This window comes from Bradyrhizobium sp. B097, from assembly GCF_038957035.1.
Lineage (GTDB): Bacteria > Pseudomonadota > Alphaproteobacteria > Rhizobiales > Xanthobacteraceae > Bradyrhizobium.
On the sequence record NZ_CP152412.1, the window covers coordinates 1,375,654 to 1,389,283 of the forward strand.

General features: G+C 62.5%; 13 protein-coding genes. 12 read left to right on the forward strand and 1 reads right to left on the reverse strand.

Going from position 1 to position 13,630, the window contains the following annotated elements; genetic code table 11:
- The first annotated feature begins 13 nt into the window (after positions 1-13).
- Complete coding sequence (locus AAFG07_RS06190; protein ID WP_168855525.1) at positions 14-1,141, forward strand: LLM class flavin-dependent oxidoreductase; 1,128 nt, start codon at positions 14-16, stop codon at positions 1,139-1,141.
- Between the two features lie 208 nt (positions 1,142-1,349).
- On the opposite strand, the gene AAFG07_RS06195 is transcribed toward AAFG07_RS06190, so the two are convergent.
- Positions 1,350-1,715: a hypothetical protein gene (locus tag AAFG07_RS06195; RefSeq protein WP_342726457.1), complete on the reverse strand. Its 366-nt coding sequence runs from the start codon at positions 1,713-1,715 to the stop codon at positions 1,350-1,352.
- A 1-nt stretch (position 1,716) separates the two neighbouring features.
- Between AAFG07_RS06195 and AAFG07_RS06200 the strand changes: the two genes are divergently transcribed.
- The 11 genes from AAFG07_RS06200 (at position 1,717) to AAFG07_RS06250 (ending at position 13,627) form a co-directional block, all read left to right on the forward strand.
- Positions 1,717-2,391, forward strand: a complete 675-nt coding sequence (locus AAFG07_RS06200) for an ABC transporter permease subunit (RefSeq protein ID WP_342726458.1) — start codon at positions 1,717-1,719, stop codon at positions 2,389-2,391.
- Positions 2,388-3,116: an ABC transporter ATP-binding protein gene (locus AAFG07_RS06205; RefSeq protein WP_342726459.1), complete on the forward strand. Its 729-nt coding sequence runs from the start codon at positions 2,388-2,390 to the stop codon at positions 3,114-3,116. Before AAFG07_RS06200 ends, AAFG07_RS06205 begins: the two co-directional genes overlap by 4 nt.
- A 38-nt stretch (positions 3,117-3,154) precedes the next feature.
- Positions 3,155-4,222, forward strand: a complete 1,068-nt coding sequence (locus AAFG07_RS06210; RefSeq protein WP_342726460.1) for an ABC transporter substrate-binding protein — start codon at positions 3,155-3,157, stop codon at positions 4,220-4,222.
- A gap of 36 nt (positions 4,223-4,258) precedes the next feature.
- Positions 4,259-4,684 (forward strand): OsmC family protein, encoded by a 426-nt coding sequence (locus tag AAFG07_RS06215; protein ID WP_342726461.1) that lies wholly within the window; start codon positions 4,259-4,261, stop codon positions 4,682-4,684.
- A 2-nt stretch (positions 4,685-4,686) separates the two neighbouring features.
- Positions 4,687-6,018: an LLM class flavin-dependent oxidoreductase gene (locus AAFG07_RS06220; RefSeq protein ID WP_342726462.1), complete on the forward strand. Its 1,332-nt coding sequence runs from the start codon at positions 4,687-4,689 to the stop codon at positions 6,016-6,018.
- 432 nt (positions 6,019-6,450) lie between these two features.
- Positions 6,451-8,061, forward strand: a complete 1,611-nt coding sequence (locus AAFG07_RS06225; RefSeq protein WP_342726463.1) for an ABC transporter substrate-binding protein — start codon at positions 6,451-6,453, stop codon at positions 8,059-8,061.
- Positions 8,062-8,070: 9 nt separating this feature from the next.
- On the forward strand, positions 8,071-8,988 hold the full coding sequence (locus AAFG07_RS06230) for an ABC transporter permease (protein WP_342726464.1): 918 nt from the start codon (positions 8,071-8,073) through the stop codon (positions 8,986-8,988).
- Positions 8,985-9,893: an ABC transporter permease gene (locus tag AAFG07_RS06235; protein ID WP_342726465.1), complete on the forward strand. Its 909-nt coding sequence runs from the start codon at positions 8,985-8,987 to the stop codon at positions 9,891-9,893. Before AAFG07_RS06230 ends, AAFG07_RS06235 begins: the two co-directional genes overlap by 4 nt.
- A complete protein-coding gene (locus tag AAFG07_RS06240; RefSeq protein WP_342726466.1) occupies positions 9,791-11,644 on the forward strand; it encodes an ABC transporter ATP-binding protein in 1,854 nt (617 codons plus the stop codon). The genes AAFG07_RS06235 and AAFG07_RS06240 overlap by 103 nt, the downstream gene beginning before the upstream one ends.
- Before the next feature lie 29 nt (positions 11,645-11,673).
- Positions 11,674-12,897 carry an acyl-CoA dehydrogenase family protein gene (locus AAFG07_RS06245; RefSeq protein WP_342726467.1) on the forward strand — a complete coding sequence of 408 codons (1,224 nt, stop codon included), beginning with the start codon at positions 11,674-11,676 and terminating at the stop codon, positions 12,895-12,897.
- A gap of 205 nt (positions 12,898-13,102) precedes the next feature.
- Positions 13,103-13,627, forward strand: a complete 525-nt coding sequence (locus tag AAFG07_RS06250; RefSeq protein ID WP_342726468.1) for an OsmC family protein — start codon at positions 13,103-13,105, stop codon at positions 13,625-13,627.
- Positions 13,628-13,630: the final 3 nt, after the last annotated feature.

Here is a 13,630-nt window from a genome sequence, read left to right on the forward strand (position 1 = left end):
GAAGAGGTTTGCCATGGAAGTTCTCTGGTATCTCACCGGCCCCGACGGCCGTTATCCCTGGCGCGCCGACGGCGCGCGCAAGCTGAACTATGCCTATTTTCAACAATTGGCTCGTGCAGTCGACCATCTCGGCTACACCGGCGCGTTGCTGGCGACCGGTTCGCACGACGCTTGGATCCAGGGCGCTTCGCTGATTCCGTTCACGGACAATTTTCAGCATCTGGTCGCGGCTCATCCGCCGCTGCTGTCGCCGACCTTGTTGGCGAAGATGATCGCAACCTTCGACCAGTTTTCGAAGGGGCGGCTGAGGGTCAACATTGTCAACGGCGATGCCAAGCTAATGGCGCAGTACGGCGTGCATCTCAGCCATGACGAGCGTTATGCCTACACCGACGAATATCTGACGGTGCTGACCGCCCTGCTGCGCGGAGAGACGGTCAATTTCAAGGGGCGTCATATTCATGTGGTCGATGCGGGTGTTCCGTTGCCGCCGGTACAGCGACCGCGCGTGCCGTTGTGGTTCGGCGGCTCGTCGCCGGCCGCGCACGAAGTTGCCGCCAAGCACATCGATACGTACCTGTCTTGGGGCGAGACGCCTGACCAGGCCGAAGTCAAGATACGCGAAGTCAAGGCGCTTGCCGCGCGCCACGGACGCGCGGGCAAGATCAACTTCGGTATCCGGCTCTATGTTATTGTGCGAGAGACCGAGGACGCTGCATGGGCGGCAGCACAGGATCTTTACGATCACATGGACGAGAAAGCGATCGCCGGCGCGCAGGCCTATGTGGCGGGCATCGATTCCGTTGGTCAGCAGCGAATGTCGGCGTTGCACGGAGGCCGCAAGCCGAAAGACCTGCGTGAGCTTGAGATCGCGCCAAACCTCTGGGCCGGCATAGGGCTTGTCCGGCATGGGCCGGGAACGGCGCTCGTCGGAAGCGCCAAGCAGGTGCTGGCGCGCATTCAGGACTATCGCGATGCAGGAATCGAGGTTCTGATCGTGTCGGGGATGCCCCTTTTGGAGGAAGCCTACCGCTTCGCCGAACTGGTGTTGCCGCACCTGCCGGTCGATCGTCCCATCGAAAGCGGTGTGACGTCTGCATTCACGAAGGACCGTGATGCTGCTTGGCAGAAGACGGCCTAGTTCGCCTCGTTCGCCATGGGGGCGATCCGGCTTTGCCGCTATGAGGGCCTTGGGGCCGATTGATCGCGGCGCATTATGGCCGCGGCCGGAAAGGCATGACTGGGCTCGGGAATGCTCGGGCTTTGGCATTCCTTTTCTGCAGCAACAAGTAACCGGAAGATAGGTCAGCAACGGTCATGAAAGGACGTTCTGCAAACTACGGTACAGGTTAGAACGGCATTGGCGTCAAACGTCGAAAAATGAATTTCAATCCCATCGAATTGTAGGCAAGAGTTTGCGAAGCTGACTGCGTCTCAAACGAGACGGAGTACATCGAACGAATGACAGATGCGTCGTTTCTTTCTTCGTCTGCCGGCGAGGCGGCGTCGCGAGCGGTTGTCCGCATGGAAGTCGCCTTGCGAACAGGCGCACCGATGGTGACGGTCGTGGCGGATGTGCCGCGCGAGAGCGACGCGACTGTGTCCCGCGCGCAAGCGGTGCAGTGGCGTTCATTGCTTCTGCCTTGGCTGCCGCCATTGGGATTGCTGGCTGTTTGGCAATGGTTGTCGGCTACGGGCTTGGTCTCGACGGCCATTGTGCCCGCACCGTTGGACATCTGGAACGCCGCGCGTCAGCTCGCCGAACGCGGCGAATTGCAGCACGATATCCTGGTCAGCTTACGGCGCGTCGCGATCGGCTTCAGCATCGGGGCTGCGAGCGGCCTGTTGTTGGGCTTGGTCGTCGGATTGTTCGTTGCGGCGCGCGACCTTCTCGACCGCTCGCTGCAGATGGTCCGGACGATCCCACATCTTGCGCTTGTACCCTTGATGATTCTCTGGTTCGGGATCGGCGAGGTGCCGCGGCTGATTCTCGTCGCGATGGGATCGCTGTTCCCTGTCTATATCAACACAGTCGGCGGCATTCGCAATGTCGATCCCAAGCTGATCGAGCTCGGCAGGTGCTATGGACTTGGGCGCGCGGAGCTTGTGTGGTCGATCATCCTGCCGGCGGCGCTGCAGCCGATCCTGGTCGGAATCCGCTATGCGCTTGGCGTGGCCTGGTTGACGCTCGTCGTCGGCGAAACGATCGCCTCGCGCGACGGAGTCGGATACCTCGTCCAGAATGCCCGCGAGTTGCTCCGCATCGATATCATCATGCTGGCCATCATACTCTATGCGATCGCGGGCTGGCTGTCCGATCTCATCACGCGTCTGATTGAGCAACGCCTGCTCCGCTGGCATCCGAACTATGCCGATCGAGGGGCGCCATGAGCGGCGCAGAAGTCAGCCTGCGCTCGGTCAGCAAGTCATTCGCCGGCCGCTCGGTGCTGCGCAAGGTCGATCTCGACATCGCGACCGGCCAGTTCGTTTCGATCATCGGGCCGAGCGGAGCCGGCAAGTCGACGCTGCTGCGCCTCGTGGCGGGATTGGATCCGCCTTCCGCAGGCCGTATCGAGCTGCGTACGACCGGCCACAGGGCGGACGTCCGACTGATGTTCCAGGAGGATCGCCTGCTGCCTTGGCGAACGGTGCTCGGCAATGTTCGATTGGGCCTCAAGGGCCGGGACCGGGAGGCTCGCGACATTCTCAACGCAGTGGGATTGCAGGGGCGCGAAACCGAATTTCCGGTTGCACTGTCCGGCGGCCAGCGCCAGCGGGTGGCGCTGGCCCGGGCGCTTATCCATGAGCCGGACGTGCTGCTGCTCGACGAGCCGTTCGGTGCGCTCGACGCCATCACCCGCGCGGCGATGCAATTGCTGCTCGAGCAATTGCTCGCCGCACGGCCTCGGACTGTCTTGCTGGTTACGCATGACGTGGAGGAAGCACTGCTGCTCTCCGATCGCGTGCTCCTGGTCAGGGACGGCGGCATCGCGCGGGATCTCGTGTTCGACCGCCCGCGTCCGCGTCATCGCGGCGATCCGGCGCTGGCTGCCCTGAAGGAAGAGCTGCTCGACGGCTTGTTGACGGCAGAAGGCAATCTGCCAGCGGTCGCGTGACACATCGAAAGGATACTTGTATGACTTCGAGAGGTCCAATGGTCAGGCGTGGTCGCTCCGTTTCGCGGCGAACATTCCTGGCGTCGGCCGGCGTTACAGTCGCAGCTGCCGCCGGCTTGCGCAGCGGGTCGCTCGCGCATGCGGCCGACGCGGTTCCGCCGCGACTCACTGTGGCCGTGATCGGCGATGGCCGGACCGGCGTTTGGGCTTCTCTACGGGCCGGAGCCGGCGGTCGCGATCTCGAGCAGGAACTCGGGACGAAGATCATCTGGCAACCAGGATTCACCGCTTCGCTGCCCGTGATGGAGGCTGTGAAGGCTGGGGCAGTCGACTTCACATTCGCGACCGCAACCGCCGTTGTAAACGCCGTTCCGGCGCGTGTGCCGATTGTGCCACTTGCGGCCTATCCGCTGCCCGCCGACGAGGTCGATTTCCTGGTGCAGGCCAATTCCGCGATCAGGACCGCGGCGGATCTGAAGGGCAAGAAGATTGCCCACCAGAATGGGACGACTGGCACCTACAGCTTGATCAAATATCTGGAGACCGCCGGGCTGAGATTGCCGGACGTACAAGCGGTCAGCCTGAGCGGAGCGGACGCATTCACGGCGTTTGCGCAAGGGAGCATCGACGGTTGGATTCACTGGCAGCCCGCTACGGCCCTCGCACTGACAAAGCTCGGCGACCAGGCGCGCCTGTTGCCCGACGTCAAGACCTACGACTACGCCTTCTATGTCGGGCGAAGCGAGGTCGCAGTGAAGTATCCGCAGACCTTTGCGAAGTTCGTGAAGATCATCCGCGAGACGCAAGCCTATATCTTCGCGCATCCCGCGGAGTCGGTCGCGCTTTGGGCTTCTCAGGGCGGCTTCCCGCCCAACGGAACCGAACAGGCGGTGTACGAGAAGCTGGTTCGCGACGCGAGACTATCGGAATCCACGGCAGTCGCGTTGAAGCCGGTCGACGAGGCCGCTGCCGCATCTACCCAGGACTTGGCGGACAATTTCCACGCCCTGGGCGTCTTGCCGAACAAGGTCGAGGTACGGTCGTTCCTGCTTGGCGCGCAATTCGACGCGGCAAAGCAAGCCGTCGCCTCGGCACTCGGCGCATAGGCAGCGACGCGAAACCGAAGGCACAGAGAAAGTATCATGAGTACCCAGGCTGGCGAGACGGTCTTCGTCACCTCTGCGACCACCGGCCTCTTTGGCCGCTATCTGGTCAGCGCAGGCACGAACCATTTTATCTCCGATCAGCGCGCCGCTGCCGGCGGGCCCGGCGAGGCAATCACGGCCGGCGAGTTGCTTCTGTCGTCTCTTGGTAGTTGCTCGCTCGGTCTCATCCAGAAGACCGCGAAAGAGCACGGCATCGCCTTACGCGAGGCGGGAACCGAAGTGTCGTTCCAGCGTCACGCCAGCGATCCCACGCAGTATGAGGCGATCCGCATCTCTGTGCGGCTATCCGGGGTGACTCCGCGTGAGGCCGAGACGCTGGTCGGCGGTTTCACTTCGAACTGCCCGATCTATAACACGCTAAAGCGTGGCGGGCCCGTCGAAATCACCTGGACCGTGAGTTGATCATGACTGCCAAGAAGTTGCATCTTGCTGCCTTCGTCTCCGCCGGCCCGGTCTCGGGCAGTCATGGCGGATGGCGGCATCCGAAAGCGGAAGGCGACCTGCTGTCCGCTGCCTACTACCAGAATATCGGCCGGTTGCTGGAGGAGGGCCGGTTTGACCTGCTCTTCATTCCTGACATTGTCGCCATTCCGGATACGCTTGGTGGCAGTCTGGACAGCCAGCTCCGCTACGGGGCCCTCGGGGCTCTACGGCTCGATCCGCTGGTGGTGCTGTCGGTCATCGCGGGCGCGACAAAGCACCTCGGGCTCGGCGCGACCATCTCCACGACCTACACTCAGCCGTATAGTCTGGCGCGCGCGCTGGCGACGCTCGACCATGTCAGCGGCGGTCGCGCTGCATGGAACATCGTGACCTCATTCCAGGAAGCGGAAGCCCGCAACTTCGGGCTGACAGAGCAGCTCTCGCGCGACGAACGCTACGACCGAGCCGATGAGTTTCTCGATGTCACGACCAGGCTGTGGAACTCCTGGCAGGACAACGCGCTCGTTCGCGATCGTGAGGCGCCGCTGTTTGCCGATCCGGCCCGGGTACACCGGATCAACCATGCCGGCAAATGGTTCAACGTCCAGGGTCCGCTCAATATCAGCCGGCCGCCGCAGGGCCGTCCGGTTTTCATCCAAGCGGGGGCGTCGGCACGTGGCCGCGATTTCGCGGCGCGCTGGGCCGAGGTCATCTTCGTAACTCCCGGCTTGATCGATGTAGCCGTCGAATTCCGGAATGACCTGCGTGCCCGGGCCGCGCGGTTCGGCCGCGATCCGGACTCGCTCAAGGTGCTGCCTGGCATCGTTCCTGTGATCGCCGACACCGAGAAGCAGGCCCAAGCGCTGCACGATGAGCTCTATGGGCTCGCCCATGCCGAGGCCGGACTCTCGACATTGTCCTATCATCTCGGTGTCGACCTCTCGCTGTTTCCGCAGGATCAGGTCTTGCCGGAGAACCTCAATGTCCCCGGAGTCGAGGGGCACTATCGCGAGGTCTCCGAACTCACCCGTCGCTCCGGTCTCAACCTCGCCGAGCTCGGGCAACGTTATGGCGCTGGGCGTACAACCAGCGGATTCACCGGAACTCCCGGCCTGGTCGCCGATCGCATGCAGGAGTGGTTCGAGGCCGGAGCCTGCGACGGGTTCATGCTGCAGATCCCTTATCTTCCTGGCGGCGTCGAGGACGTGGTGCACCGGCTGGTACCCGAGTTGCAACGCCGCAGCTTATTCCGCAGAGAATATGACGGCTCGACCTTGCGGGATTCGCTCGGGCTGGCCCGGCCCGTGAGTTGAATTTGTGAGGCTGCGCCGGCTGATCCTACAGAGTGCACCCAGAAGATCGGTGCAGGCTCTCTCTGTTCAACCAATTGGGTGAGACGGGCGTGACGACGTCCCCCGCATCACTCCCCGCTCATCAGGGCATGTTCGGAGACCCGCCGTTGCGTGTCATGTCGGGGCAGCATCGGATTGCCGGCTTCGCATCGTGTTGGATCGATTTTATCCATCGACGATGCAGGCTTGCGAATTATTTTTCAAACTTCGCTTGCGGACAGCGTGTCGATCGTTTGCATGTTGCGCTCATGCGCGGCCACGAATTAGATCGCACTGCAACAGAAGCGATGCCTGCAAATAATGGTTGAGGCACAGACATTCTCCATCCTCCAAATGGAAAATGTTCGATGCGCCGGTGACGCAGGCATTGGAAAATAAATGCAGGTGACGCGAATGAAGAACAATAGTTTGCTCGTAAACGGAATTGCGATCGCGTTGCTGGCGATAAATGCGGCACAGGCAGCGGATGCGCCAGTTTCCGGCGGCTCGCTGACATGGGGTGTCACGACAGAGCCATCCTGTTTCGATCCCCACCGCTCATCCCAGCAGGCCGCGTTCTTCGTCGCGCGCAACTATATCGACTCGCTGATCGCGAAGAAGACCGACGGCACTTTCGCGCCATGGCTCGCGACGGAGTGGTCGATTTCGCCGGACGGCAAGGAATACACCTACAAGCTCCGCGAGGACGTCGTTTTCCATGACGGCGAGAAATTCGATGCCGCGGCGGTCAAGGCAAACTTCGACTTCATCTTCAAGCCGGAGAATGCCGCAACCGCGGTCTCACTTCTGCAGACTTTCGATCACGCCGAGGTGGTTTCACCCTACGTTGTGAAACTCGTCCTGTCCAAGCCGGACTCGAGCTTCCTGGAATCGACATCGAACGTGAAACTGGGGCTGATTTCGCCCAAGGCGCTGGAGAAGGGTGATTTATGCGGCGGCGGACGCGCGCTGGCAGGCACCGGGCCGTTCATCTTCGAGGGCTACACGCGCGGTCAATCCGCGGTATTCGTTCGCAATCCCGCCTACAAATGGGGACCGGGCAACGCGGCTCATGATGGCCCAGCCTATCTGGATCGCGTGACGTTTCGATTCCTGCCCGAATATGCCGTGCGCACCGGCGCTTTGACGTCGGGGCAGGTCGACCTGATCGAGGGGGTGCAGCCGACCGATGCGCCGCTATTTGCCGAGCAGCCGGGCTTCAAGCTGCTCGTGGGACCATCCGGCGCCAGCACCTCCTTTACCTTCAACATCAACTATACGCGTTCCCCGGCCGACGATGCTCGCGTGCGTCGCGCGTTGCGCGATGGGTTCGATCTCGAGCCGATCGTCAAGCAGGTCTATCTCGGAACGGTACCTCGCGCCTGGTCGATCATCGGGCCCGCCAATCCCGCCTACAACAAGGCGCTCGTCGGCTCTTGGGGCAATGACATTGCGGGGGCCAACAGGCTGCTCGATGAAGCCGGCTGGACCGGCCGCGACTCCGAAGGCTTTCGAACCAAGGATGGCAAGCGTTTGTCGATCGAGGTCGGCTATCCCCAACCTTATGTCCGGGACAACCGTGACATCCTGATCCAGGGCGTTCAAGCGTCGCTACGCAAGAATGTGGGCCTGGATCTGAATTTGCGGCTCATCACTGCCGGCGAATATGCCAAGAACAACGCCAACGGCACCTGGACGATCTATCCGAACACGGACAATCCCTCTGATCCGGCGCGCGAGCTCTGGGATATGCTGGGCTCGAAGGGATTTCTGTACGCCAACATTCCCAACCCGGACCCGGTGATCACCGGCCAGATCGATGAGGCGCTTGCGTCGACCGATCCGGTACGCAAACGGGAGCTGACGGACGCGGTCCAGAAGCGTGGCGTCGATCAGGCTTTCATCGTCCCGCTGTTTGCCCCGAGCTGGTTCCTGGCCGCCAAGAGCACCGTCAATGGTTTGAGCTTCGAGGCTGGCCTCGACTCGCCGTCCAGTGCTTACGACTTCTGGATCGCAAAAAAGTAGGGCAGCTGGATGTGGTTCCGTATCATATCCAGGCTGTTCACCAGCCTGGTGGTTGCCTGGGCGAGCGTGACCGCGACATTCGTCGCGCTCCATGCTCTGCCGGGGCGCATCCAGGACATTCTTGCCGGAGACCTCGAATATCCTGGCCTGCGCGAGGCGATTGCCGCCGAGTGGGGACTGAACCGTAGTCTGCCAGAGCAGTATTTCGATTTCCTGTTCCGTATCTTTCGCGGCGATTTCGGCACCTCCTACGTGCTACGGCAGCCCGTGATCGAGGTGGTTGGTTCGCAGCTGCTGCCCACGGTCGAGCTAGCTCTGACCGCGGGCGTGCTGGCGGTCGTGATTGCAGGTGGCATCGCGCTCCTGACGGCCGGCCGTGGCAATTTCTCGCGAGAGATTGCATCAGTCGTCGAACTGGTGTTCGCCTCGACGCCGGTATTCTGGCTCGGCATTCTGCTGCTGATGGCATTCTCCTTCAACCTGCGCTGGTTCCCGGTATCGGGCGCCGAGGGGTGGAAGTCGATCGTTCTGCCGTCGATCACGCTGGCGCTGCCGACGGCGGGTCTGTTGACGCAGGTCCTGCGCGAGGCCATGGAGAAGACGCTCGACCAGCCGTTCGTGACGACGGTGCGGGCGCGCGGCGTCGGCGAGTTCATCATCCGGTGGCGACACGTGCTGCGACATGCCTTGCTGCCGGCGGTAACCTTGGGAGGCTGGCTGATCGGCGGCCTGCTCGGCGGCGCGGTGATCACCGAGAAGGTATTCGGCCGGCCGGGTCTCGGCACGGTGACGCTCGGAGCCGTGCTTACGCATGATGTGCCTGTGGTGCTGACCGTGGTGCTGCTCGCTGCATTCATCCACGTCGCCGCCTCGACCCTGCTCGACATCCTTTATGTGCTGATCGACCCGAGATTGAGGGCTCAATGACCGCGCCGTCGCATCGCTCGTTCGAGCAAGCCGTCCCTCTCGATCGGCCCGAAGACCTCGTCGGGTTCGAAACCTCGCTTCCAGTGATTGCGGTTCGGCGTCGTCCGCCTCTCGCGTTTGCGGTGGCCGTGGCATTCGTGATGCTCCTGATCGCTGCGGCGACGGTGCCGTCACTATTCACCCATTTCGATCCGCTCGTCGGCGATTTCAGCGAGGGCCTGAAGCCGCCAGGCTGGGCGCATCTGTTCGGCACCGATCGCCTCGGCCGCGACGTCTTTGCGCGAACCGTCTACGGCACCCGGTACTCGCTTTTGATCGGCTTCGGCGGCGTTGCCGTCGGGCTCGGTCTGGGTGTGATTCTCGGAATCATCGCCGGCCAGCGCAATCGGATCCTCGATGAATCCGTGTCACGTCTGTTCGACATGCTGTCGTCCTTTCCAGGCGTGTTGCTTGCGATGCTGATCGTCACCTTTCTCGGCCAGGGCATGCTCAACATCGCGATCGCAGTCGGAATCGCCGGCATTCCCAAGTTCGGCCGGGTGGTCCGGGCGCAGACCCAATTGGTTCGTGACGCGGATTACGTGACACAGGCGACAGTCTATGGGCTGAGCCAGTGGCAGGTGTTTCTGAGGCACGTGTTGCCCAACGTGCTGGTCGCCATCCCGATCATTGCGACCGTCTATATCGGCAGCACGATCCTGATCGTATCGGGTCTCAGTTTTCTGGGCTTGGGCCCGCAACCACCGACGCCGGAATGGGGCGTCATGCTGGCGGAAAGCCGGGACGTCTTGCGTGTGGCGTGGTGGCCGGGCGTCTTTCCGGGCCTTGCGATCACGGCCACGGTGATTGCCTTCGGTGTGATCGGCAATTTCCTGCAGAAGAAGTTCGAGGGTCGGGTGGCATGAGTAACGACCAAACCGCGATCGAGCATGCTGCTCCGCTCGTCGAAATCCAGGGCCTGAATGTGGGCTTTGCCGCCGTGAATGGCGGCCGGCCGATCGTGATCGACGTCGATTTGACGATCCGGCCCGGCGAGTGCGTCGCGCTGGTCGGCGAGTCCGGTTCGGGCAAAAGCGTGACCGCGCGAAGCCTGTTGAACCTCGCCGGAGAGGGCGCCAGGACAAGCGCCCGCCGCTTCGAGATCAAGGGGCGCGATGTCCGCAGCTATGGCGATGCTGATTGGCGAAAGCTGCGCGGAACGGTCACCGGTCTCGTCATGCAGGATGCGCTGGTTTCGCTCGACCCGTTGCGGACCATCGGCCAGGAGGTCGCCGAGGTGATCTCCAGCCATCGGATCCTGACGGATCCCGGATCGATCCGAGAGCGAACGCTGGACACGCTGCGCAAGGTCGGCATCCCCAATGCTGCCGATCGCGCTTTGCAATACGCACACCAGCTGTCAGGCGGATTGCGACAACGTGCGCTGATCGCATCGGCAATCGCCGCCAATCCCGATCTGATCATTGCTGACGAGCCGACCACGTCTCTTGACGTCACTGTGCAGGCGCAAGTGTTGCAGGTGCTCGCGGAACGAATCCGCGAAGGTGCGGGCGTATTGCTGATTAGTCACGATCTCGCCGTCGTCGCCGGAATCGCGGACCGGGTGATGGTGATGCGCGACGGCAGGGTCGTCGACGGCGGACCAACCCGTGACGTGCTGACCCGGCCGCGACACTCTTATACGCGGCAGTTGATCGCGGCCGTTCCGTCGGTCCGCTCGCGCGGAGCGCGGCTTGCGTCGGCGCGAATTGAACTCGCGGCAGTGAACGCCGGAAACGGAGATGCCGTTACGATCACGCGTGAGCCGTTGCCGGCTCGCCGCGAGGCCGGCGAGGTGGTTCTGGAGGTCGAGATGATTTCCAAGAGCTACATTTCGCCCAAGGCGACGGGGCGCATCCGTTCGACTGTGTTGCAGGGCGTTAGCTTCGACGTCAGGGCGGGCGAGGTTGTTGGCATCGTAGGCGAGTCGGGTTCGGGCAAATCGACCTGTGCCAAGATCGTTCTCGGCCTGCTTTCACCCGACGATGGCGAGGTACGATTGCTCGGTCATCCCTGGTCGACGGTCTCGGAAGCGGAGCGGCGGCCGCTCCGGCGTAAGCTGCAATATATTCCGCAGGATGCACTCAGCAGTTTCGATCCCCGCTATCGCGTTCAGGACATCATCGCTGAGAATCTCGCGGGCATGCCGGAGCGCAAGCAACAGCGTGAACGCATCGTTTCGCTGCTTGAGCTCGTCGGTCTGAGTGCCGAATTCCTCGAACGCCGGCCGAGGTCGTTGTCCGGCGGCCAGCGTCAGCGGGTCTCGATCGCGCGGGCATTGGCGGCCCAACCCGCCCTGATCGTCTGCGACGAGCCGGTGTCGGCGCTCGATATCTGCATCCAGGCTCAGGTGTTGGACTTGCTCGCGGAGTTGCAGTCGAAGCTTGGCATGGCACTGCTCTTCATCTCGCATGATCTCGGCGTGATCGAACATCTGGCCGATCGGGTGCTCGTTTTCCACAACGGCCGCTTGGTCGAGCAGGGGACCGTCGAGGCGGTGCTCGGACATCCGCAACAGCCCTACACACAGGCGCTGCTGGCCGCCGTCCCGGATATCCAGCGTGGATTGTCCGCCAGGGCGCTAGCGGCCGGCGCATTCGTCGCCGGCCCTGCTTAAGGGGCAGAGGCCGCAACAGGAGGATAGCGATGACGCAGATCGATCAAGCCTGGGGCAGTGGCCCGTCGTCACGATATGAAGACCTTGCGGGACCCTTTCGGCCGTTGTTCCGCTCGATCAGGGAGACCGCCGTCGCGCGTGATCTTGAGCGGCGCCTGCCCTATGACGAGATCAAGGCGTTGCGCGCGGCTGGCTTCGCGACCGTGCGGGTGCCGGACGAGTTTGGCGGCGCCGGCGCGACGCTGCCGGAGCTGTTCAACCTGCTGATCGAACTGTCGGAGGCCGACTCGAACGTCACCAATTCGCTCCGCTCGCATTTTGGCTTCACCGAGGATGTGCTCAACTCGGCCGATCCAAAGCGCCGCGAATTGTGGCTGCGCCGCATCGGTGAGAAGACCCTGTTCGGCAATGGGCACAGCGAGGTCGGCGACAACAAGCTGCAGGCCTTCTCGACCACTGTTTCCAGCAAGGATGGGCAGCTGGTGCTCAACGGCAGGAAATACTACACGACCGGCACGCTGTTTGCCGATTGGATCAACATCGCGGCCCAGCATGAGAATGGCGAGCCGGTCGGTGTCGTCGTGTCCCGCCATTCGCCCGGGGTCGAGGTGCTCGACGATTGGGACGGCTTTGGTCAGGCGCTCACGGCGAGCGGCACGACGATCTTCAAGGATGTTCCGGTCGAAGGTAACCAGGTTGTCCCGGTGACTGCACGGTTCAAATATTCCAATCCATTCTACCAGCTCGTGCATCTCGCGACACTCGTCGGCATCGGCCGCGCCGCGGCCAACGACGTTGCGCGCCTGGTCAAGCAGCGGACGCGGGTTTTCAGCCACGGCAACGCCGATCGCGTAGCGGCGGACCCGCAGATACTTCAGGTGGTGGGCAGGGTACGCGGCAATGCTTATGCGGCCGGGGCAATCGTGCTCAAGGTCGCCGAGGCCTTGCAGCGCGCCCATGAATCGCAGCTCTCTCGTGACGAGGATCGAACCGCCGCAGCCGTCGCCATCGCCGAGCTCGAGCTCGATCAGGCGGTCACGGTTGTCTCAAGCCTGATCCTGGAGGCGACCACGATCTTCTTCGATGCCTTGGGTGCATCATCGGCAGCGCGCAATCTGGCGCTTGATCGCTACTGGCGCAATGCGCGTACAATCACCAACCATAACCCCCGCGTTTACCGGGATCGCATCGTGGGTGATTTCGCGGTCAACGGAACGCCTCCGCCGGGCCAATACCGGATCGGCACGGTGTAAGACGGCAGCAAGTTGCGTCGCTTGCGGACCGACGCGCCTGTGACTGCGACGGTTTTCCTTCACACTGGTCAAGCCGTGGAACGAATGTGTTGTCGGTCCAACCTGCGAGGCTCTGTTCATCGTTTTTGTCGTGGCTCGATTGATAAGCAAGCCATGCGGCCGCACAATTTCGCCGTCGTAGCTTACTCAAGCGAAGGGACTTGCGATGAGCTTCAAGTTCAAGGATGTATTCACCGGAACCCAGGCTGCGTTGGGTGTAGACCCGGCGCAGGCTCAGGCCGTGTTCCATGCACAGTCGCGCCTCGGTGATGGTGTCAATAGCGCCGTTTCAATCCGCCAGTTTCATGTCGCGGTGGATGAGCCTCCGGGCCTTGGCGGGAATGACGCCGCGCCGAACCCGGTCGAATACGTCCTGGCTGCATTGGGGTCCTGCCAGGAGATCACCTACCGGCTCTATGCGGACGCGCTCGGCATTCCGCTTGATGGTGTCTCGGTTCGTCTCACCGGGACAATTGATCTGCGCGGCTTCTTCAACGTGCAACCGGACATCCGGGCGGGCTTTCAGGGGATCGAAGCCGAGGTAATTCTCGACAGCTCAGCCCCAGAGGCGGAGCTGGCGCGTCTCAAGCAGGTCGTCGACGCCCATTGTCCGGTGCTCGATATCCTTCGCAATCCGACGCTTGTGCAGCTTTCATTGCGGCGGGACTCGCTGAGCGCGGCGGCCGAGTGATTG